Source organism: Streptomyces sp. NPDC051172, from assembly GCF_040682555.1.
Classification (GTDB): domain Bacteria; phylum Actinomycetota; class Actinomycetes; order Streptomycetales; family Streptomycetaceae; genus Streptomyces.
Genome location: NZ_JBFBBE010000054.1, coordinates 1 through 18,751, shown reverse-complemented (window position 1 = coordinate 18,751; position 18,751 = coordinate 1). Strand labels below are relative to the sequence as shown.

At 71.1% G+C, this 18,751-nt stretch carries 18 protein-coding genes; 11 read left to right on the top strand and 7 right to left on the bottom strand.

Translation table 11 applies throughout. The features are described 5' to 3' along the window. Positions 1-151 precede the first annotated feature (151 nt). Positions 152-1,387 (top strand): cytochrome P450, encoded by a 1,236-nt coding sequence (locus tag AB0N07_RS28750; protein ID WP_365839895.1) that lies wholly within the window; start codon positions 152-154, stop codon positions 1,385-1,387. On the opposite strand, the gene AB0N07_RS28745 is transcribed toward AB0N07_RS28750, so the two are convergent. Then, on the bottom strand, positions 1,369-3,435 hold the full coding sequence (locus AB0N07_RS28745; RefSeq protein WP_365839894.1) for a bifunctional glycosyltransferase 87/phosphatase PAP2 family protein: 2,067 nt from the start codon (positions 3,433-3,435) through the stop codon (positions 1,369-1,371). The two genes, AB0N07_RS28750 and AB0N07_RS28745, sit on opposite strands and share 19 nt — an antisense overlap. A 324-nt stretch (positions 3,436-3,759) precedes the next feature. On the opposite strand from AB0N07_RS28745, the gene AB0N07_RS28740 reads away from it, so the two are divergent. Further along, a complete protein-coding gene (locus AB0N07_RS28740) occupies positions 3,760-4,431 on the top strand; it encodes an O-methyltransferase (protein WP_365839892.1) in 672 nt (223 codons plus the stop codon). Positions 4,432-4,453: 22 nt separating this feature from the next. On the opposite strand, the gene AB0N07_RS28735 is transcribed toward AB0N07_RS28740, so the two are convergent. Then, positions 4,454-4,846: a hypothetical protein gene (locus AB0N07_RS28735; RefSeq protein WP_365839890.1), complete on the bottom strand. Its 393-nt coding sequence runs from the start codon at positions 4,844-4,846 to the stop codon at positions 4,454-4,456. An 81-nt stretch (positions 4,847-4,927) separates the two neighbouring features. Between AB0N07_RS28735 and AB0N07_RS28730 the strand changes: the two genes are divergently transcribed. Next, complete coding sequence (locus tag AB0N07_RS28730) at positions 4,928-5,380, top strand: DUF1992 domain-containing protein (protein WP_365839888.1); 453 nt, start codon at positions 4,928-4,930, stop codon at positions 5,378-5,380. Here the strand turns inward: AB0N07_RS28730 and AB0N07_RS28725 are convergent. Together AB0N07_RS28725 and AB0N07_RS28720 are read right to left on the bottom strand one after the other, a co-directional pair. Continuing rightward, the gene (locus AB0N07_RS28725; RefSeq protein WP_365839886.1) at positions 5,369-5,809 is read right to left on the bottom strand and encodes a hypothetical protein; all 441 of its coding nucleotides are present in this window, start codon (positions 5,807-5,809) and stop codon (positions 5,369-5,371) included. The two genes, AB0N07_RS28730 and AB0N07_RS28725, sit on opposite strands and share 12 nt — an antisense overlap. A 5-nt stretch (positions 5,810-5,814) precedes the next feature. Next, positions 5,815-6,489 carry a hypothetical protein gene (locus AB0N07_RS28720; RefSeq protein ID WP_365839884.1) on the bottom strand — a complete coding sequence of 225 codons (675 nt, stop codon included), beginning with the start codon at positions 6,487-6,489 and terminating at the stop codon, positions 5,815-5,817. Between the two features lie 258 nt (positions 6,490-6,747). Here AB0N07_RS28720 and AB0N07_RS28715 point away from each other — a divergent pair, with 258 nt between their 5' ends. Further along, positions 6,748-7,365: a riboflavin biosynthesis protein RibD gene (locus AB0N07_RS28715; RefSeq protein WP_365839882.1), complete on the top strand. Its 618-nt coding sequence runs from the start codon at positions 6,748-6,750 to the stop codon at positions 7,363-7,365. A 48-nt stretch (positions 7,366-7,413) separates the two neighbouring features. Beyond that, positions 7,414-7,905: a GNAT family N-acetyltransferase gene (locus tag AB0N07_RS28710; protein ID WP_365839880.1), complete on the top strand. Its 492-nt coding sequence runs from the start codon at positions 7,414-7,416 to the stop codon at positions 7,903-7,905. Here AB0N07_RS28710 and AB0N07_RS28705 read toward each other — a convergent pair. Further along, positions 7,898-9,979, bottom strand: a complete 2,082-nt coding sequence (locus AB0N07_RS28705) for an MFS transporter (protein WP_365839879.1) — start codon at positions 9,977-9,979, stop codon at positions 7,898-7,900. The two genes, AB0N07_RS28710 and AB0N07_RS28705, sit on opposite strands and share 8 nt — an antisense overlap. 168 nt (positions 9,980-10,147) lie before the next feature. Between AB0N07_RS28705 and AB0N07_RS28700 the strand changes: the two genes are divergently transcribed. Next, positions 10,148-11,095, top strand: coding sequence for a peptidoglycan-binding domain-containing protein (locus AB0N07_RS28700; RefSeq protein ID WP_365839877.1), 948 nt, complete (start codon positions 10,148-10,150; stop codon positions 11,093-11,095). Positions 11,096-11,204: 109 nt separating this feature from the next. Here the strand turns inward: AB0N07_RS28700 and AB0N07_RS28695 are convergent, their stop codons facing one another. Further along, complete coding sequence (locus tag AB0N07_RS28695) at positions 11,205-11,864, bottom strand: HAD family hydrolase (protein ID WP_365839875.1); 660 nt, start codon at positions 11,862-11,864, stop codon at positions 11,205-11,207. Positions 11,865-12,026: 162 nt separating this feature from the next. Beyond that, positions 12,027-12,608 (bottom strand): TMEM165/GDT1 family protein, encoded by a 582-nt coding sequence (locus AB0N07_RS28690; protein WP_344406542.1) that lies wholly within the window; start codon positions 12,606-12,608, stop codon positions 12,027-12,029. Positions 12,609-12,985: 377 nt separating this feature from the next. Between AB0N07_RS28690 and AB0N07_RS28685 the strand changes: the two genes are divergently transcribed. The 5 genes from AB0N07_RS28685 to AB0N07_RS28665 all read left to right on the top strand — a co-directional run. After that, positions 12,986-13,630 (top strand): HNH endonuclease family protein, encoded by a 645-nt coding sequence (locus tag AB0N07_RS28685; RefSeq protein ID WP_365839872.1) that lies wholly within the window; start codon positions 12,986-12,988, stop codon positions 13,628-13,630. Positions 13,631-13,787: 157 nt separating this feature from the next. Beyond that, positions 13,788-15,431 carry an alkaline phosphatase D family protein gene (locus AB0N07_RS28680; RefSeq protein ID WP_365839870.1) on the top strand — a complete coding sequence of 548 codons (1,644 nt, stop codon included), beginning with the start codon at positions 13,788-13,790 and terminating at the stop codon, positions 15,429-15,431. 79 nt (positions 15,432-15,510) lie between these two features. After that, on the top strand, positions 15,511-17,469 hold the full coding sequence (locus tag AB0N07_RS28675) for an FAD/NAD(P)-binding protein (RefSeq protein ID WP_365839970.1): 1,959 nt from the start codon (positions 15,511-15,513) through the stop codon (positions 17,467-17,469). A gap of 83 nt (positions 17,470-17,552) precedes the next feature. Then, the gene (locus AB0N07_RS28670; protein WP_365839868.1) at positions 17,553-18,008 is read left to right on the top strand and encodes a DoxX family protein; all 456 of its coding nucleotides are present in this window, start codon (positions 17,553-17,555) and stop codon (positions 18,006-18,008) included. A 239-nt stretch (positions 18,009-18,247) separates the two neighbouring features. Beyond that, a partial coding sequence (locus AB0N07_RS28665) for a hypothetical protein (RefSeq protein ID WP_365839866.1) occupies positions 18,248-18,751 on the top strand: 504 nt, incomplete at its 3' end.

Sequence of the window (18,751 nt, the reverse complement as noted above, 5' to 3'; positions counted from 1 at the left end):
GCTGACAGCGCATCCACAACCGCAAGAGCCGTGCATGCAATACGGCTCCAATTCAGCTTGTCGCACCTCTTGCCTCTTGTAGAACCCGTTACTACCTTCACGGCAAACCTGATACCTGATGGTCCGTCAGAATTTCGAGCCGGAGTCGCCCATGTCCTGTCCAGCTCTTCCCGACGGGTTCGACTTCACCGACCCCGACCTGCTGCACCACCGTGTGCCCCTGCCGGAGTTCGCCGAGCTGCGGCGGGCCGAACCGGTCCGCTGGATCCCGCAGTCGGGCAACCTCGCCGGCTTCCAGGACGAGGGGTACTGGGCCGTCACCCGGCACGCGGACGTCAAGTACGTCTCCACCCACCCGGAGCTGTTCTCCTCGTACCTCAACACGGCGATCATCCGCTTCAACGAGCACATCGAGCGCGACGCCATCGACGCCCAGCGGCTGATCCTGCTCAACATGGATCCGCCGGAGCACACCCGGGTCCGCCAGATCGTGCAGCGCGTCTTCACTCCGCGTGCCATACGGGCGCTGGAGGACCGGCTGCGCGAGCGCGCCCACGCCATCGCGCGGACCGCCCGCGCACAGACCGGCTCCTTCGACTTCGTCACGGAGGTCGCCTGCGAACTGCCCCTGCAGGCGATCGCCGAGCTCATCGGCATCCCGCAGGACGACCGGGCCAAGATCTTCGACTGGTCCAACAAGATGATCTCGTACGACGACCCGGAGTACGCGATCACCGAGGAGGTCGGCGCCGAGTCGGCCACCGAGCTGATCGCCTACGCCATGAACATGGCCGCCGACCGCAAGCAGTGCCCGGCCAAGGACATCGTGACCACGCTGGTGGCGGCCGAGGACGAGGGCAATCTCAACTCCGACGAGTTCGGCTTCTTCGTGCTGATGCTGGCCGTCGCAGGCAACGAGACGACCCGTAACGCCATCACCCACGGGATGCACGCGTTCCTGACCCATCCCGAACAGTGGGAGCTGTACAAGCGGGAGCGCCCTCAGACCGCCGCCGAGGAGATCGTGCGGTGGGCGACCCCGGTCAACTCCTTCCAGCGGACGGCCACCCAGGACACCGAACTGGGCGGGAAGCAGATCAAGAAGGGGGACCGGGTCGGGATCTTCTACGCCTCCGCCAACCACGACCCGGAGGTCTTCACCGACCCCGACGCGTTCGACATCCTGCGCGACCCCAACCCCCATCTCGGGTTCGGCGGCGGGGGCCCGCACTACTGCCTGGGCAAGTCCCTGGCCGTCCTGGAGATCGACCTGATCTTCAACGCGATCGCCGACGCCCTGCCGGGCCTCACCCTGGCCGGCGACCCGTCCCGGCTGCGCTCGGCCTGGATCAACGGAGTGAAGCACCTTCAGGTCGAGGTCCGTTGACCGCGTCCGGCTGACGATGGTCTCGGGCCGGCGGCCTCCCGGCGCCGCCGGCCCGTCCCTGCTCGGGTGGCCGCCCGCGGACCCCACAGCAGGGACTGCAGCCCGAAGCCGGCCCCGACCACGGCGGCACCGCCGACCGCGTCCAGGAACCAGTGGTTGCCGGTCGCGATGATCGAGAACAGCATGAACAGCGGATACAGCAGCCCCGCGGGCTTCATCCACCACGGCGCCAGGACCACGATCACGATGCCGCACCACAGCGCCCACCCGAAGTGCAGGGACGGCATGGCCGCGTACTGGTTGGTGTACTCGGTCAGCATGCCGTAGTTCGGCTTGGAGAAGTCCTGGACGCCGTGCACGGTGTCGATGAACCCGAGCCCCGGCATCAGGCGCGGCGGCGCCAGCGGGTACAGCCAGAAGCCCATCAGCCCGAAGACGGTGGCCAGGCCCAGCGCCGAGCGCGCCCAGCGGTAGCCCGCCGGGCGCCGCACATAGAGCACGGCGAGGACGGTCAGCGGGACGGCGAAGTGGAACGACAGGTAGTAGTAGTCGAGGAAACCGCGCAGCCAGCCGACCTTGACGACGGCGTGGTTGACCCAGTGCTCGAAGTCCACGGACAGCCACTGCTCGATCCGGTGGATCTGGTGCCCGTGGCGTTCCGCGGTGGCCCGGTCGCCGGTCACCCCCACCCGGACCTGCTGGTAGGCGGCGTAGGTGACGCGCATCAGGAGGAGTTCGAGGAGCAGGTTCGGGCGGGTGAGGACCCGGCGCAGGAACGGGACGACGGGCACGTGCCGCAAGCGGGACGGGACCGGGGCGGCGTACTCGGCCGGGACCGGGGACCGGTAGTGCGGCGAGGTGCGGGACAGGAACGGCACGGAGGTGGCCGCGGCGAGAGCGGCGACCAGCACCATGTTGTCCTGCAGCGTGAACAGCAGCTCCAGGTGCGGCAGCATCATGTCCGCCGGCAGTGTCATCACCAGGATGACGGCGACCGGCCACACATACCGGTCGGACGCCCGCTCGCCGACCCGTCCGACCACCGCGAGCAGCACCCACACCAACTGGTGCTGCCAGGCGGTCGGCGACGCCGCGATGGCCGCGCAGCCGGTGACGGCGACGGCGAGGAGCAGTTGTCCGTCGCGCGCGTAGCGCACGGCGCGGCGCACCCCGAGAACGGCGACCGCCGCGCCCAGCGCGAAGAACAGGACGATCTCCACGGGGCCGGAGAGTCCGAGCCGGAGCAGCGCGCCGTGCAGGGACTGGTTGGCGAGGCCGTCGGCCCTGCCGCCGAGACCGGCGCCGGCCATGTGGTGCACCCAGTAGATGGACGAGTCGTGCGGCATCGCGGCCCACGCGAGCACCATGCAGGCGGTGAACGTGATCCCGGTGGTGGCGGCGGCGCGGCGGCGCCCGGTGAACCACAGCAGCGGGGCGAAGAGCAGCACGGTCGGCTGGAGGGCGGCCGCGAGCCCGATCAGCAGACCGCCGGCGCGCTCGCCACGGACGACGAAGCAGCCGACCAGCACCAGCAGGACCGGCATGATGCTGGTCTGTCCGAGCCACAGCGTGTTGCGCACCGGCAGGGACAGCATCAGCAGGCTGATCGCGAGCGGCGCGGCGAACAGGGAGGACCGCCGGCTCACCGGCTGCGGCAGTGCACGGGCCACGATCAGGCCGAGCGCGACCACCAGCAGCAGCGTGCCGAAGGTCCAGCCCCAGCCGAGGGCCTGTTCGGCCGCCCGGGTGAGGGGCTTGAGGACGAGCCCGGCGAACGGTGTGCCGGTGAAGCGCGTCGAGTCGTACAGCGAGTCCTTCACATGCAGGACGCCGTGGGGACCGACCCAGGTCTCCAGATCCGTCAGCCGTTCACCACTGGGCGTACTGAGGACGACGGTCATCTGGCGTAAGGCGAGCACGGCCGTGACGAGCCACAGGCCGAGGCGGACCACATGCAGGTGTCTGGGAGCGCCTTCGACGGCTGCCGCTTCGAAGCTTTCCGCCGGTCGCCCGCTGTGCTCCACGTTCACCTGACGCTTTCGCTCCATTTGTCGGGATGACCATAGTGCGCCCGACATGGGGTCGCCTCCGGAACCGCCACGGCCCCCGTACCGGGTGAAGCCCTGTCCACGGCGGCACGCAGACTTCGGGGAAGGGCGGCGGACGGGTCATCGCGAGGTCGGGCCCGCCGGCCGAGTCGGCCGCGGGCACCCCGTTCCAGCAGGCGATCTACGAGGGTCGGCTGCGCACGCGCCTCCACCGATCAGTTGAACCCGGCCGTCATGATCTCCCTGACGGGGCACCGGCCCGCGGCTATATTCATTAGGGCAGCTAGTTAGAAGCGCTAAGAAATAACACGGGAGGCACAGCGAATGAGCGAGCCGCAGCTCTGGGACGACGTGGACGAGTACTTCACCACCCACCTCTCACGGAACGACGACATCCTCGAAGCGGCCCTCCGCGACAGCGACGCCGCCGAGCTCCCGCAGATCGCGGTCACCCCGCTCCAGGGCAAGTTCCTGCAGCTCCTCGCCCAGATCCAGGGCGCCCGCAACATCCTGGAGATCGGCACCCTCGGCGGCTACAGCACCATCTGGCTGGCCCGTGCGCTGCCCGAGGACGGTCGTCTGGTCTCGCTCGAGTACAGCGCAAAGCACGCCGAGGTCGCCTGTCGCAACATCGCGCGCGCGGGCCTGGAGCGGATCGTCGAGGTGCGGGTCGGCCCCGCCCTGGAGTCGCTGCCCAAGCTGGCCGACGAGAACCCGCCCCCCTTCGACCTGGTCTTCATCGACGCCGACAAGGTCAACAACCCGAACTATGTGGAGTGGGCCCTCAGACTCACCAGCGCGGGCAGCCTGATCGTCGTGGACAACGTCGTACGTGACGGCCGGATCGCCGATGCGGACAGCAAATCGCCCGACGTGCTGGGCAGCCGCGCCGCCCTCGAACTGATCGGCTCGCACCCGCGGTTGAGCGGCACGGCGATCCAGACGGTGGGCAGCAAGGGCTACGACGGCTTCGCGCTGGCGCGCGTGCTGGCGTAGCCCTTGCGTCCTCGGCTGTTGCTCAGAACTCGTGGTAGAAGCCGACGTTGACGCTGCGCGGGGCGGTGCGGTCCTGGACGACGATCTCGCCGCTGCCGCCCCTGGGCAGCGCCACGGTCCCGCCGTAGACGAGCGGCTGCGCGTACTCGCCGACGATCAGCCGGACCTCGGAGGACGGGTCGGGCTGTGAGCCGCGCAGCCAGGTCAGCTGCCAGGTCCCCTCGGGGCCGCACAGGAACTCCAGGTGGACCCGGGAGATGAACAGCCAGTCGTCGGGCGTCGCAAGCCGGCACACGGAGGTGTCCCGCCCCACCCGCAGCACGGCGCCGGGCTCACTGGGTGCGTCGGCCATGAGCATGCCGGCCGTGGCCCCCTCTTCCGCCCCGGAGACGGTGGCCATGGTCAGTTCGAGCACGCGCTGCTCCTCTTGAAGTGTCCTAACACGGCGGCCGCATGATAAATCGCCCGGGCATGCCGCGTCCGGCACAATGGAGTCATGACCGAGCGAAAGCCACCGGGTGTGCCGTTCGAGTCCTGGGTCGACAAGCAGATCCGTGATGCCGTCGGACGCGGCGAGTTCGCCCGACTGCCCGGCGCGGGCAAGCCGTTGCCCTCCGGTACCGACACCTCGTACGACGAACTGTGGTGGGTCAAGCAGAAGATGGCCCGCGAGGGCCTGTCCGTGCTGCCGCCCACGCTCGCCCTGCGCAAGGAGGCCGAGGATGCGCTGGCGGCGGCGTATGCGGCGCCCTCGGAGCGGATCGCGCGGAAGATCGTCACCGACGTCAACGTCAAGATCCGCGACATGATGTTCAAGCCGCCGCCCGGCCCCCCGCTCGGGATGAAGCCGTACGACGTCGAGGAGGTCGTACGGGAGTGGCGGGAGCGCCGGGCGGCGGCAGGGAATCCTGAGAGGGATACGGGTACTTCGAACGGGTCACCCGTGTAGGAGTCGTTCCGCCAGGTTGCGGTAGTCCCGCAGGGCCAGCCGGAGTTGTTCGGTGTCCTCGCCGTCCTGCCAGGACATGCGCAGGGTGCGGCGGCGCCGGGTCAGGGCCTCGGTGAACCGCCCGGCGATCTCCTCGACCACGTGGTCGGCCTCCTCGACGGAGTCCCGGGGCCCGTCCACGAACCCGGAGACCGCCTGGCGAAGACGGAGATCCAGCTTGTCGCACTCGTCCTGCGGGAGGAGACGGCCGCTGGTGGGCGCTGTGGTGCCGGGAGTCCCGGTGGTCCGGCCGAAAGCCGTGCCTTCGCGGGCCCCACCCTGGCCTGCCTCCTCCGTGACCTCGTGCGGGGTGGGTGTCACCGTGGTGCGGTTGGTCCTGTCCTCGGCCTCGGTGCCTTCGGCTGCGGGGCCGGTCGTCGCGTCCGTCATATGGCTCAACTCCCCTTGGCATGACGTCGGTTGATGGCCCAGGGCAGATGGCCGCGGCTCTCGTGCCTGTGGGCCTTGGTGCGGGTGGCGGTGGACGCCGGAGCCTTCTCGGTGCGGCGGGGCGGGGCGGTCAGGTCCTCGAAGAGGGCCCGGGCCTCGACCATGGCCTCGCGCATCTCCTCCGTGTCGGCGGCCCGGTCGCCGTCCTGCCCGCTCACGCCGACGCGTGCGACACGGTGGACGTGCCGGTAGCCGTGGACGTGGTCGGCGTGGTGGACGGAGAGGGCGGCGAGCTGTTCCTCGTAGTGGCCGGCGTCGGGAAAGCCGCGGAGGGCGGCGAGCTCGGCGAGCAGCCGGTCCGCCTCGGTGACCGCTTCCCGCGGCGCGTCGACGAAGCGCTCCTGCGCGGCCGTCCAACGGGCCGTGAGCTCCTCGCGCCTTGCCGGCTCCAGCGGCTTCTCGCGCAGCGATCCGTGCCGCTGCACGCGCTCCGTGAGCTCACGCTCGGCGGCCTTGGTGTCCCCGTCGTGCCGGGCCAGCGTCCGGTCGTACTCGGGCCCGAAGCGCCGCTTCAGGTCCCGGCCGCCGTACCCGCCCCGGGCACGCAGAGTGAGGGCGGCCGCGACAACGACCACGGCCGCCACGATCACGATCAGAGCAATGATCATGCCTGTGGACATGGGTGCCTTCCGGTGTGTCGGCCCCTCGGGCCGGTTCCTCGACCGGGTTGCCCACAAGCCACCCCTCAAACGGCGGCCGCCCGCTCCCGCCCTCGCCGCACAGACGGGCACCGAAGCCGCCGGCGCGGCACCGCGCCGGTCGCCTCCCCCGGGACCGCGGCCACGCGGCTTCGGATTCATGCGAGCGGTGTGTCGATTCCGCGGGCCGCCGATCGACGCAGGGGTACAGAGGTTCGCAGGCGCACTGAGGAGGTTGTCATGGGTGAGGTCATCGCACGGCTGGCCATGTCGCTCGACGGGTACATCGCGGGGCCCGAGTCGGGGCGTGAGCACCCGCTCGGGATCGGTGGGGAGCGGCTGCACTCGTGGGTGTTCGGGCTGCGGTCGTTCCGGCAGATGCAGGGGATGCAGGGCGGGGACACCGGACCGGACGCCGACCTGATCGCCGAGCATGTCGCCCGGCCCGGTGCGGTCGTGATGGGGCACGGCATGTACATCACCGGGGAGATCCCGTGGGGCGAGGAGCCGCCCTTCCACGCGCCGGTGTACGTCGTCACGCACCATGCCCGCGAGGCGCTGGTGAAGAAGGGCGGCACCACCTTCCACTTCGTCACCGAGGGCCCGGGGCGGGCACTGGAGCTGGCCAGGGAGGCGGCCGGGGCCAAGGACGTGTCGCTGGCTGGGGGTCCCCCCGGCCCCTTAAGGGCTGGGGGAGGCGCGGACCGGTGCAGCAGTTCATCCGGGCGGGATGGCTGGACGAGCTCCTCCTGCACGTCGTGCCGGTTCTCGCCTGCGGGGGCCGCAGGCTCTTCGACGACCTGGGCGACCAGCACATCGAGTGGGAGAAGACCCAGGTCCTGGACTCGCCGGGGGTGACCCATATTCGGTTGCGCGCCCCGCACACCGTCTCCGCACAATGACCGGATGACCTGGACGATCGCCCCGGAACCCGTCGACTCCCCCGCGGCCGCCGCCCTTTGGCGGGCGTACTACACGGAGGTCAGCGACCGCTACTACCTCCTGCACGAGGGGCGGCGGACCGATCCGGCCGAGCTGGAGCGGGAGATCGCGGCCCACACCGGTGCCGAACTCGCCCCGCCGACCGGGCGGTTGCTGATCGCACGGTACGGCGGCGAGCCCGCCGGGTCCGCGGGTGTACGGCTGCTGGACGCCACGACCGCAGAGCTCACCCGGGTGTTCGTGCACGAGGGGATGCGCGGCAGGGGCGGGGCCGCGCTCCTCGTGGGCGCCGCCGAGGAGGCCGCCCGGGACCTCGGTGCCGAGCAGTTGGTCCTCGACACCCGAAGCGACCTCACGGAGGCCCGCGCCCTGTACGCACGGCTCGGCTACACGGAGACCGGGCCGCACAACGACGACATGTACGCCGAGCACTGGTTCCGCAAGAACCTCAACTGAACCTCGCCGCCGGCTCCTTGTGCGGCTGCTCCTGGTCCGAGCCGCACATCTCCTCGTTCAGCTCCTTGACCAGCCGGTTCAGATCGGTCGGCCGGTCCGGGCCCCACCAGTCGCCGAGCAGCTCCGCGAGCGACTCCTCACGGGCCTGCGCGAGCCGTTCGGCCACCTCGAGGCCCTGCTCGGTGAGAAGCAGATCGAGACCCTCCCGGGTGGCAAGGCGCCGCTCCTCGACCTGGCGGGCGGCGGCGATGACGACCTGGAGCGGCAGCGTGCTGCGCTCGGCGAGCACGGCCGGTTCCGCCCACCCGTGCTTCTTGATCCGCAGCAGCAGCCAGCTCGCTGCGGGCAGCAGGTCGTAGCCCGCCCGTTCGGTGATCTTCCGGTAGATCTCGCGCCGGCCCTCCCGCGTGCCCAGCACGGACAGCGCGCGGCACACCTCGTCGTACGAGGACCGCTGGACGGGATTGCTGGCCAGGGTCTCCGTGACGTCGGGGGCGGTGACGGAGCCGCGCAGCTTGTCCTCCTTGAGGAACCAGGCCAGTACGAAGCCGAGAACGGCGACGGGGGCGGCGTACAGGAAGACGTCGGCGATGGACGCCGCGTATGCGTGCAGAGCGGGCCCGCGCAGGGCGGGCGGCAGGGAACCGATGCCACGCGGGTCGGACTTGAGCGCGTCCGGGGAGATACCGGCGGGGAGCCGGGCACCGCGGAAGGCGTCCGTCAGCTTGTCGCCGAGGCGGCCGGCGAAGACCGTGCCGAAGATCGCCACGCCGAAGGAGGCTCCGATCGAGCGGAAGAAGGTCGCGCCCGAGGTGGCGACGCCGAGGTCCTCGTACGAGACGGCGTTCTGCACGATGAGGACCAGCACCTGCATGACCAGGCCGAGTCCGAGGCCGAAGACGAAGAAGTAGACGCTCATCTCGGCCGTGGAGCTGTGCTCGTCGAGCCGGTGCAGGAGCAGCAGGCCGAGTGCGGTGACGCCCGTGCCCGCGATCGGGAAGACCTTCCAGCGGCCGGTGCGGCTGACGATCTGGCCGGACGCGGTGGACGACAGCAGCATGCCGAACACCATCGGCAGCATGTGCACGCCGGACATGGTCGGCGTCACACCCTGGACGACCTGGAGGAAGGTCGGCAGATAGGTCATCGCGCCGAACATGGCGAAGCCGACGATGAAGCTGATGACCGCGGAGAGGGCGAAGGTGCGGATGCGGAACAGCTTGAGCGGCAGAACGGGTTCGGCGGCCCTCCGCTCCACGGCCACGAACACGACGGCCAGTGCGACGCCCAGCACGATCAGCCCGATGATCTGCGGCGAACCCCAGCCCAAGGTGGTGCCGCCCAGGGAGGCGACCAGGATCAGACAGGTGGCGACCGCCGCGATGAGGAAGGTGCCGAGGTAGTCGATGGCGTGTTGCGCGGTCCGGCGCGGGATGCGCAGGGCGGTCGCGATCACGGCGAGCGCGACGACGCCGACGGGAAGGTTGACGTAGAAGACCCAGCGCCAGCTGAGGTGTTCGGTGAACAGCCCGCCGAGCAGGGGTCCCAGCACGCTGGTCGCGCCGAAGACGGCCCCGAACAGGCCCTGGTAGCGGCCGCGTTCACGCGGCGGGACGACATCCCCGACGATCGCCATCGACAGCACCATCAACCCGCCGCCGCCCAGTCCCTGCACCGCCCGGAACGCGATCAACTGGGGCATGTTCTGCGCCATTCCGCAGAGCGCGGAACCGATGAGGAAAATCACGATCGCGGCCTGGAACAGCCTCTTCCGCCCGTACTGGTCACCGAGCTTGCCCCACAGCGGGGTCGCGGCGGTCGAGGCCAGCAGATACGCGGTGACCACCCAGGACAGATGGTCGAGGCCGCCGAGGTCGCTGACGATGGTGGGCAGCGCGGTCGAGACGATGGTCTGGTCGAGGGCGGCGAGCAGCATCCCGAGGAGCAGGGCGCCGATCGACACGAGTACGTTCCCGGACACGTGCTCCTGGGCGGCGCTGCCCCGCTGCGGGGGCTTCGCGGATGCCTGTGCGCCTCGCACATTCCCCGTCATACCGTGCGCATCCCCGGCCATGAAGACCTCCTGCGGCTCTCGTTACACGTCCATGGTGGTCGGTGTGACCGGTTATGGCCTGTTGAGTCCTCATGGAAGCCGATATTCCGGGGGCTACCGGCACGGCATGAAGATGATCTGGATAACCTCTGAAGTTCGCGAGGGGAGCGTGAAGGGAGGGACGAACGCGTGACAGACCCGAAAGGTCACCGGTGCCCGGAGTGCGGGGCGCCCAGAGGGGTGGACAACACCCCGTCCTGCGGCTGCACTCAACGGGCGTCCGACGCCCTGCGCGCCGCCCGTACGGCCGAGCAGGCCGCGGCGGAGGACTTCGACCCGCTGCGGATACGGCCGTATGTCGAGCTGGAGGGCGCGGGGAACGAGCCCGCGGTGCCTCCTCCGATGCCGGCGGTCGAGGCGACGATGCGCTTACGGGCGGTGGATGCCGAGGTGCCGGGCGCCGGCGAGCTACGCCTGTTCGACGGCGCGGGCACGGAGGGCACCGAGGAGCCGTACGACGAGGACGACGCAGCGGGCAGGGCGCGGCGCAGACGCCGCACCGTGCTGCTCGGTGTCGGTGGGGCGGTCGTGGCGGTGATGACGGCGGCTGGGATGGCGAGCGGGCTGTTCTCCTACGAGGCGCCGACGCGGGACACCGCGCTGCCCGACGACGTACGGGCGAGCGTGCCGGACGTGTCGCCGAGCCCGGAGTCCGCATCACCGTCGAAGAGCGCCACGTCGGTACGGCCCGCACCGCCGGCACCGGTGCACAGCGCGCGCCCGTCGCTCTCGCCGTCTCCGTCGGCGACGAGCGCCTCGTCGAGCCCGTCCCGCTCGCCCGAGCCGAGCCGGACCCCGCCGACGGCCACGGCGAGCGCCAGCATCGGCGCGAGCGACAGCCGCCAGTCGGCACCTCCCGTGCTGCGCCGCGGCTCCGAGGGCCCCGAGGTCGTCGAACTCGAACTGCGCCTGACCCAGCTCGGCCTCTACACGGGAACGCCGACCGGCCACTACGACCAGGGCGTCGAGGACGCGGTCAGCCGCTACCAGTGGGCGCGGGGGATCCAGGGGGACGAGCTGGGGGTGTACGGGGCGGTGACGCGTGCGCGGCTGGAGTCGGAGACGACGCAGCCGTGAGGCCGCGCGCCCCCGGTCTGGGGGCTGCCGCCCCCAGACCCCCGCTGTCGGCCTGAACGGCCTCGTCCTCAAACACCGGACGGGCTGAAGACCCAACCCCCGGCACAGGTCACCCGACGTGCAGCCGAATCCCCCCGCCGGCCGCAGCGTCAACCCGCACCCGCGTCAGATCCCGCACCACCACGTCCGGCTCGTACAGATCCGCCCGAGCCCCCACCCCCACAACCCGCATCCCCGCAGCCCGCCCGGCTTCGATCCCCGCAGCGGAATCCTCGAAGACAACGCACTCGCCCGGCTCGACCCCCAGTTCAGCCGCCCCCTTCAAAAACCCCTCGGGATCCGGCTTGCTCGCCCCTACCGACTCGGCAGTCACCCGCACCTCGGGCAGCGACAACCCCGCCGCCCCCATCCGCGCCGTGGCGAGAGCCAGGTCGGCCGACGTCACCAGGGCATGCGGCAGCCCCCGCAGCGAGGCGAGGAACTCCGGCGCGCCGGGGATCGCCACGACACCGTCCACGTCCGCCGTCTCCTCGGCGAGCATGCGCGCATTGTCGGCGAGGTTCTGCTCCATCGGCCGGTCGGGCAGCAGCAGCGCCATGGAGGCATGGCCCTGGCGCCCGTGCACCACCTTCATGACCTCGTCGGCGTCCAGCCCGTGCCGTTCGGACCAGCGGCGCCAGATGCGCTCGACGACGGCGTCGGAGTTCACGAGGGTGCCGTCCATGTCCAGCAGGAGGGCGCGGGCGGTGAGGACGGTGGTGACCGTCATCGGCAGCTCCAAGGCGCGAGGGAGGAAACAAGGCGGCCCCGCCCGCCGGTCAGGGAAAACGAGCGGGAGCCACTTTGTTTCTCTACGGTACAAAACGCGTCCGGCATCCGCCAGTACCCCCGGAGACAGTTCACCCGGTGTTCAGCTCACCCGGTGCCCGACTCACCCGGCGACGGCCTCCCACAGACTCCACACACCGAGCGCCAGCATCAGCAGCGCCGCGACCTTGGTGATGAGGGCCAGCGGCACCCGCTTCATCAGGGCCTTCCCGCCGACGATCCCGAGCCCGGCGACCGCCCACAGCGCCAGTACCGCTCCGAGGCCGACGGAGAGCGGGTCGTCGTAACGGGCCGCGAGGTTCGCCGTCATGATCTGGGTCAGGTCCCCGAACTCGGCGACCAGGATGAGCATGAACCCGGCGCCCGCGACCTTCCAGAAGGACTGGTTGCCGGGCCCCCGGATCTCCTCCTCGTCCTCGCCCTTCCTCATCAGCAGGACCGCCGCGCCACCCAGGAAGAGGACGCCGGTCAGCGCGTGGACGATCTGCTGGGGCAGCAGGGTGAGCACGCTTCCGGCCGCCACGGCCAGCGCGACATGCAGCGCGAAGGCCGCGGCCACGCCGGCGAAGACGTACGAGGCGCGGTAGCGGGTGCCGAGCACCAGCCCGGCGAGCGCGGTCTTGTCCGGCAGTTCGGCAAGGAAGACGACGCCGAACACCAGCGCCGTGACGGTGAAGCTGATCAAGGTTCCTCAATCGGTCGGGGCCGCCCCGCCGAGAGTGCTGTGACTGCGATACGACACCTCGGCACGGCAGCACACAGCGGAAGACACGGTTGTGCACTGCTTTGCCGAAGGTCTCGCTGGCCGGCCCCGTGACGAGGCCTGCCTCCGGGCGCCGGCTCAGACGAGCTGAGCAGTATGTCGACGGTCCGGCGAAGAGCTACTCCCCTTCTGCACCACTCATCGTACGCGACCGCTCGGCGGGCGAAAGTTCGACCGTAAACCTTGTCATGTCATGCACACGACATTAGCTTCTTACCGAACGCTCACCTCTCCGCAACGCGGTGCCGCGAGCATTCCCCTGCTCGCACCCAACGCCCCTATAGCCCAAGGGAGTTCGCATGACGAAGTTCTACGCGCGTCGACGGCTCAGCATACTCGCGGCTCTTACCGGACTCATAGCCTCCGCCGGACTGTTCAACAGTCCGGCCGCCTCCGCCGCGCTTCCCACCCCGGTCAGCGCCGCCACCGCCCGCACCTACCTCGCCTCGCTCACCGTGGCGAGCGAGAACCGCACCGGCTACGACCGCGATCTCTTCCCGACCTGGATCACGATCTCGGGGACCTGCAACACCCGCGAGTACGTCATCAAGCGGGACGGCAGCAACGTCGTCACCGACTCCGCCTGCACCGCCACCAGCGGCTCCTGGTACTCGCAGTACGACGGGGTCACCACCACCGACCCCAGCACCTTCGACATCGACCACCTGGTCCCGCTCGCCGAGGCCTGGGACTCCGGCGCGAGTGGGTGGACCACCGCCCGGCGCCAGGCGTTCGCCAACGACGTCACCCGCCCGCAGCTGATCGCCGTCTCCGCGAGCTCCAACCGCTCCAAGAGCGACCAGGACCCGGCCGAGTGGGTGCCCACCCGCTCCGCCTACGTCTGCACCTACGTCCGCGCCTGGGTCCAGGTGAAGTACTACTACGACCTCTCCGTCGACTCCGCCGAGAAGTCCGCGCTGACCAGCTACCTCTCCGGCTGCTGATCCCGCGGATGTTGCGGCGGATTCTGTAAAGGAACCTCCCCGCCGGCCCCCGTGGTTCCGTACCGTACGGGGCGACGGAGGAGGGCGAGCCGAAGGGGCGCGACGCCGGCTGAGGCGCCCCGGAGGCGAGCCCGACCATGGAAAGGGCGGGCATGACGTGGCCGAACTGCGCCTGGGTCCACTGCTGAGGTATGCCGACGGCTCGTCCGCGACCGTCTGGGTCGAGGCGAGCCGTCCGTGCACCGCCGAGGTGCGCTGCGCTGACGGCGCCCGCGGCGAGGCCCGCACCTTCCAGATCGCGGGCCATCACTACGCCCTCGTGCCGGTCACCGGCCTCACACCGGGCACGGCGACGCCGTACGACGTCCTCCTCGACGGCACGCCCGTGTGGCCGACGCCCGACGCGGCCGGCTCCCCGCGGAGGTTCCCGCCCTCCGTCATCCGCACCCCGCACGACGGCGACGGTGTCCGCGTCGCCTTCGGCTCCTGCCGCTGGGCCGCCCCGCCGCCGGATGAGCACGACCCCGTGGGCCCGGACGCCCTGGACACCCTCGCCGCGCGCATCGCGGCCGACCCGGACGGCGAACGGCCGGACGTGCTGCTGCTGTTGGGCGACCAGGTGTACGCCGACGAGACCTCGGACGCGACCCGCCGCTGGCTGGCCGCCCGCCGCGACCTGAGCGACCCGCCGGGCAACGAGGTCGCGGACTACGAGGAGTACACCCGTCTCTACTACGAGTCCTGGCTCGACCCCGAGGTGCGCTGGCTGCTGTCCACCGTGCCGAGTTGCATGATCTTCGACGACCACGACGTCGTCGACGACTGGAACACCTCCGCCGCCTGGCTGGAGGACATGCGGGCCACCCCCTGGTGGCGGGAGCGGCTGCTGAGCGGCCTGATGTCGTACTGGGTGCACCAGCACCTGGGGAACCTATCGCCGGCCGAGCTGGCGGCCGACCCGCTGTATGCGAGCGTACGCGAACTGCCGGACGGCACGGACGAGTTGCGCGCCTTCGCCTGCAAGGCCGACGCCGACCCGAGCGCGGTGCGCTGGAGCTACCGGCGCGACTTCGGCCGCGTACGCCTGCTGATGGTGGACACCCGGGCGGCCCGCGTCCTGGACGAGGACGACCGGGCGATGCTCGACCCCGGGGAGAGCGAGTGGCTGCGCGAGCAGGCCCTGACGGAACGGGGGTCCTACGACCATCTCCTCATCGGCACCTCCCTGCCCTGGCTGCTGCCGCACCTGGTGCACGAGGCCGAGGCGTGGAACGCGGCGCTGTGCCGGGGCGAGCGCGGGGCGCGCTGGGCGCGGTTCGGGGAGGATCTGCGGCGGCGGGCCGACCTGGAGCACTGGGCGGCCTTTCCGGCCTCCTTCACCGCGCTGACCGCGCTGATCGCCGAGGCCGGTTCGGGAGCGGAGGCGCCGGCGACGGTGCTCGTCCTGTCGGGGGACGTGCACCACGCGTATGTGGCCGAGCCGGTCTGGCCCTCCACCACACCGGACGCCCGCGTCCTGCAGCTGACCTGTTCCCCGGTCCACAACTCCGTCCCGCTGTCGATCCGGATCGGGTTCCGCTTCGGCTGGAGTGCGGTGGCCCGCGCCCTGGGCCGGCGCCTCGCCCGGCACGGGCGGTGCGGGCGGCCGCCGGTCGACTGGCGCAAAAGGGGCGGGCCCTGGTTCGGCAACCAGCTGATGACGCTGACGCTGAAGGGCCGTTCGGCGCGGCTGCGACTGGAGCAGGCGCAGCCGAACCGGGTGCTGAAGACCGTGGAGGAGTCCACTCTCACCCCCACATGAAGCGGCACATTCGGGACACATGAGTGGCAAACGGGGTGTCTGAGACTCGCGTTGGCTTCCGTGGCGCGTGACGGCAATGATGAGGCGGACCGTCCGCTTCCGTTCCGGCGGTCTTGCTGCCAAGCGCCCCCACGCCCGGAGTCCCGCCTTGTCTGCACCGCTCGCAGAACACCCGACCGTCTCCCTTGCCGTGGTGGGCGCCGGACCGCGCGGCACCAGCGTGCTTGAACGCCTGTGCGCCTCCGCGCCGGAGCTCCTCCCGCGGGGCGTACGACTGACCGTCCACGTCGTCGATCCCGCACCGCCCGGCCCCGGCAGCGTGTGGCGCACCACCCAGTCCCCCGAGCTGCTGATGAACACGGTGGCCTGCCAGGTGACCCTGTTCACCGACGACAGCGTGGACTGCTCGGGGCCGGTCCGGCGGGGCCCCAGCCTGTACGAGTGGGCGGACGGCGAGCTGGGCGCGGACGAGTACCCGACCCGCGCCCGGTACGGCCGCTACCTGGAGTGGGTGTTCGCGAAGGTGGTGCGCGAGGCGCCGCCCGCCGTGCGTGTCGAGACACACCGGGCGCGGGCCGTACGGCTGGACGACGCCCCCGACGGCCGCCAGACCCTCACCCTCGACGACGGCCGCACCCTGACCGGCCTGTCCGCCGTCGTCCTCGCCCAGGGCCACCTGCCGACCGCCGCGGACGCGGAGCAGCGCCGCCTCGCGGACTACGCCGACCGCCACGGCCTGCTCCACTTCCCGCCCGCCAACCCGGCCGACGTCGACCTCTCCCCCATAGCGCCCGGCGAACCGGTGCTGCTGCGCGGCCTCGGCCTCAACTTCTTCGACCACACGGCCCTGCTGACCACGGGCCGCGGCGGCCGGTTCGTCCCCGGTCACCGCGGTCTGCGCTACGTCCCCTCCGGCCGCGAACCGCGCCTGTACGCCGGCTCCCGGCGCGGCATCCCGTACCAGGCGCGCGGCGACAACGCCAAGGGGCCGTACGGCAGACACACCGCGCTGATCCTCACCCCGGAGGTGATCGCGGGCTTCCGCAAGCGCGCGGACTCCGGTGAGGCGCCCGACTTCCTCGCCGAGATATGGCCGCTGGTGGCGAAGGAGGTGGAGACGGTCTACTACGCGGCGCTCACCGGGCGGGCGGACTTCGCGGACCGCTTCCTCGCCGTGCCCCATCGCGATCCCCAAGAGGCGTACGTACTCGATGAGTTCGGCGTCCCGGCGGCCGACCGCTGGAGCTGGGACCGGATCTCCCGGCCGTATGCGGAAGGGCAGTTCACGCATCGGCGGGAGTGGCGGGCGTGGCTGCTGGCGTATCTGCACGAGGACGCGGCGCAGGCCGCCCTCGGCAATGTGGACGGTCCGCTCAAAGCGGCCCTGGACGTGCTGCGCGACCTGCGCAACGAGCTGCGGCTGATCGTCGACCACGGCGGCCTCACCGGTGTCTCCCGCCGCGAGCACCTGGACCGCTGGTACACCCCGCTCAACGCCTTCCTGTCCATCGGCCCGCCCCGGCGGCGCATCGAGGAGCTGGCCGCGCTGGTGGAGGCCGGGGTGGTGGAGGTGCTCGGGCCGCGCCTCGAAGTGCGCCCCGAACAGGGGGCATGGGTGGCACGCTCTCCCGAGGTGCCGGGGTCGGCGGTGCGCGTGACAACCCTCATAGAGGCCCGCCTACCGGAACCTGATCTGCGACGCACCGCCGACGAACTCCTCGCCCGGCTGCTGAAGACGGGACAGTGCAGGCCGCATTCCGTCGACGGTTACGAGACCGGCGGGCTGGACGTGACAGAGCGGCCCTATCGTCTGACGGACCGTCAAGGACGGCCGCACTCAAGGCGGTTCGCGTTCGGGGTGCCCACGGAAGGCGTGCACTGGGTGACGGCGGCCGGGGCCCGGCCGGGAGTGGATTCGGTCACACTTTCGGACGCGGACGCGGTGGCCAGGGCGCTGCTACGTGCGGCTACGGGCGAAACGGAACCGGAAACGGAACCGAACCGATGGCCGAATGTTGAACTTGCAAGCATCGATTGAGCGGACCTACGGTGAATTACTCGCTCGGCTCGTCCCCAGGCCGGTCCGCCCCGGACCGGCCCGACCGAAGGAGCACCCCCCACATGACCGCTCGCCTCAACAACGCCCAGCCGTACGCCCTCGGACTGTTCCGCATCGTCGTCGGCCTGCTCTTCGCCTGCCACGGTGCCGCCTCGCTCTTCGGCGTCCTCGGCGGTGTGCCCGGCACCAACGGCGGCACCGTCCAGACCGGCGCCTGGCCGTTCTGGTACGCGGCCGTCATCCAGCTGGTCGGCGGCATCCTCGTGCTGCTCGGGCTCGCTACACGCGTAGCCGCCTTCATAGCCTCGGGCGCGATGGCGTACGCCTACTTCAAGGTGCACCAGCCGAACGCCCTGTGGCCGATCGAGAACGGCGGCGAGGCCGCCGCGATGTTCAGCTGGACCCTGCTGCTGCTGGTCTTCACCGGCTCCGGCGCCTTCGGCCTGGACCGGCTGTTCGCAAAGCGCGCCACGGCGCAGGACAAGACCGCGGCGGAGCAGGCGCCGGTCGCCGCCTGATCCTGTGCGCTGATCCCGGGGCCTTCCCCCGCCGGTGGGGGGAGGCCCTGCACGTTCAAGGCCTGTGCGTTCAAGGGCCGACGGCGGCGGTGAACGTCCTGTGCCGATCCCACGCACCCCCCATGAATCACCCGTCACAGCCCCGGCGTACGCTGTATGGCTGTCATGGCCGCTCTTGCCGCTCCCTCGCGACGTTCGCGGCACGGTCCGGTCCACGGGGGAGTCACGGGGAGTTCGCGGTGCTGGAGAGTGTGGAGCTGCTGACCGGCAGCCCATGGATCTACGCCATGGTGGCGCTGTCGGTCCTGCTCGACGTGTTCCTGCCGGTCCTGCCGAGCGGGGTGCTGGTGATCACGGCCGCCACGGCGGCGGCCGCGGGCTCGGCGAGCGGCCAGGTACCGCACGCGGTCCCCGACATCCTGGGTCTGACGCTCTGCGCCGCCATCGCGTCCGTCGTCGGCGACCTGGTGGCATACCGCCTGGCCTGGCGCGGCGGCGAACGCCTGGACCGCGCCATCGCCCGTTCCCGCCGACTGACCACCGCGCAGGAACGTCTCGGCGCCGCCCTGGCCCGCGGCGGCGGCGCCCTGGTCATCCTCGCCCGTTTCGCCCCGGCCGGCCGCTCGGTCGTCTCCCTGGGCGCGGGGGGGGCCCCCCGCCCCGCCGCCCCACACCGGCCCCGCGGCGCCCCCGCCGCCCCGTCCACGGCGGCCGAAAAACGGGGACGCGGGGAATCCCGCCGC

What these genes read in the sequence shown, in the direction of transcription:
- AB0N07_RS28725 (WP_365839886.1), bottom strand. Translation starts at nt 5,809, where the DNA reads ATGACGGACGCGACGACCGGCCCCGCAGCCGAAGGCACCGAGGCCGAG.
- AB0N07_RS28720 (WP_365839884.1), bottom strand. Translation starts at nt 6,489, where the DNA reads ATGTCCACAGGCATGATCATTGCTCTGATCGTGATCGTGGCGGCCGTG.
- AB0N07_RS28715 (WP_365839882.1), top strand. Translation starts at nt 6,748, where the DNA reads ATGGGTGAGGTCATCGCACGGCTGGCCATGTCGCTCGACGGGTACATC.
- AB0N07_RS28710 (WP_365839880.1), top strand. Translation starts at nt 7,414, where the DNA reads ATGACCTGGACGATCGCCCCGGAACCCGTCGACTCCCCCGCGGCCGCC.
- AB0N07_RS28705 (WP_365839879.1), bottom strand. Translation starts at nt 9,979, where the DNA reads ATGGCCGGGGATGCGCACGGTATGACGGGGAATGTGCGAGGCGCACAG.
- AB0N07_RS28685 (WP_365839872.1), top strand. Translation starts at nt 12,986, where the DNA reads ATGACGAAGTTCTACGCGCGTCGACGGCTCAGCATACTCGCGGCTCTT.
- AB0N07_RS28730 (WP_365839888.1), top strand. Translation starts at nt 4,928, where the DNA reads ATGACCGAGCGAAAGCCACCGGGTGTGCCGTTCGAGTCCTGGGTCGAC.
- AB0N07_RS28745 (WP_365839894.1), bottom strand. Translation starts at nt 3,435, where the DNA reads ATGGAGCGAAAGCGTCAGGTGAACGTGGAGCACAGCGGGCGACCGGCG.
- AB0N07_RS28695 (WP_365839875.1), bottom strand. Translation starts at nt 11,864, where the DNA reads ATGACGGTCACCACCGTCCTCACCGCCCGCGCCCTCCTGCTGGACATG.
- AB0N07_RS28740 (WP_365839892.1), top strand. Translation starts at nt 3,760, where the DNA reads ATGAGCGAGCCGCAGCTCTGGGACGACGTGGACGAGTACTTCACCACC.
- AB0N07_RS28670 (WP_365839868.1), top strand. Translation starts at nt 17,553, where the DNA reads ATGACCGCTCGCCTCAACAACGCCCAGCCGTACGCCCTCGGACTGTTC.
- AB0N07_RS28675 (WP_365839970.1), top strand. Translation starts at nt 15,511, where the DNA reads ATGAGGCGGACCGTCCGCTTCCGTTCCGGCGGTCTTGCTGCCAAGCGC.
- AB0N07_RS28750 (WP_365839895.1), top strand. Translation starts at nt 152, where the DNA reads ATGTCCTGTCCAGCTCTTCCCGACGGGTTCGACTTCACCGACCCCGAC.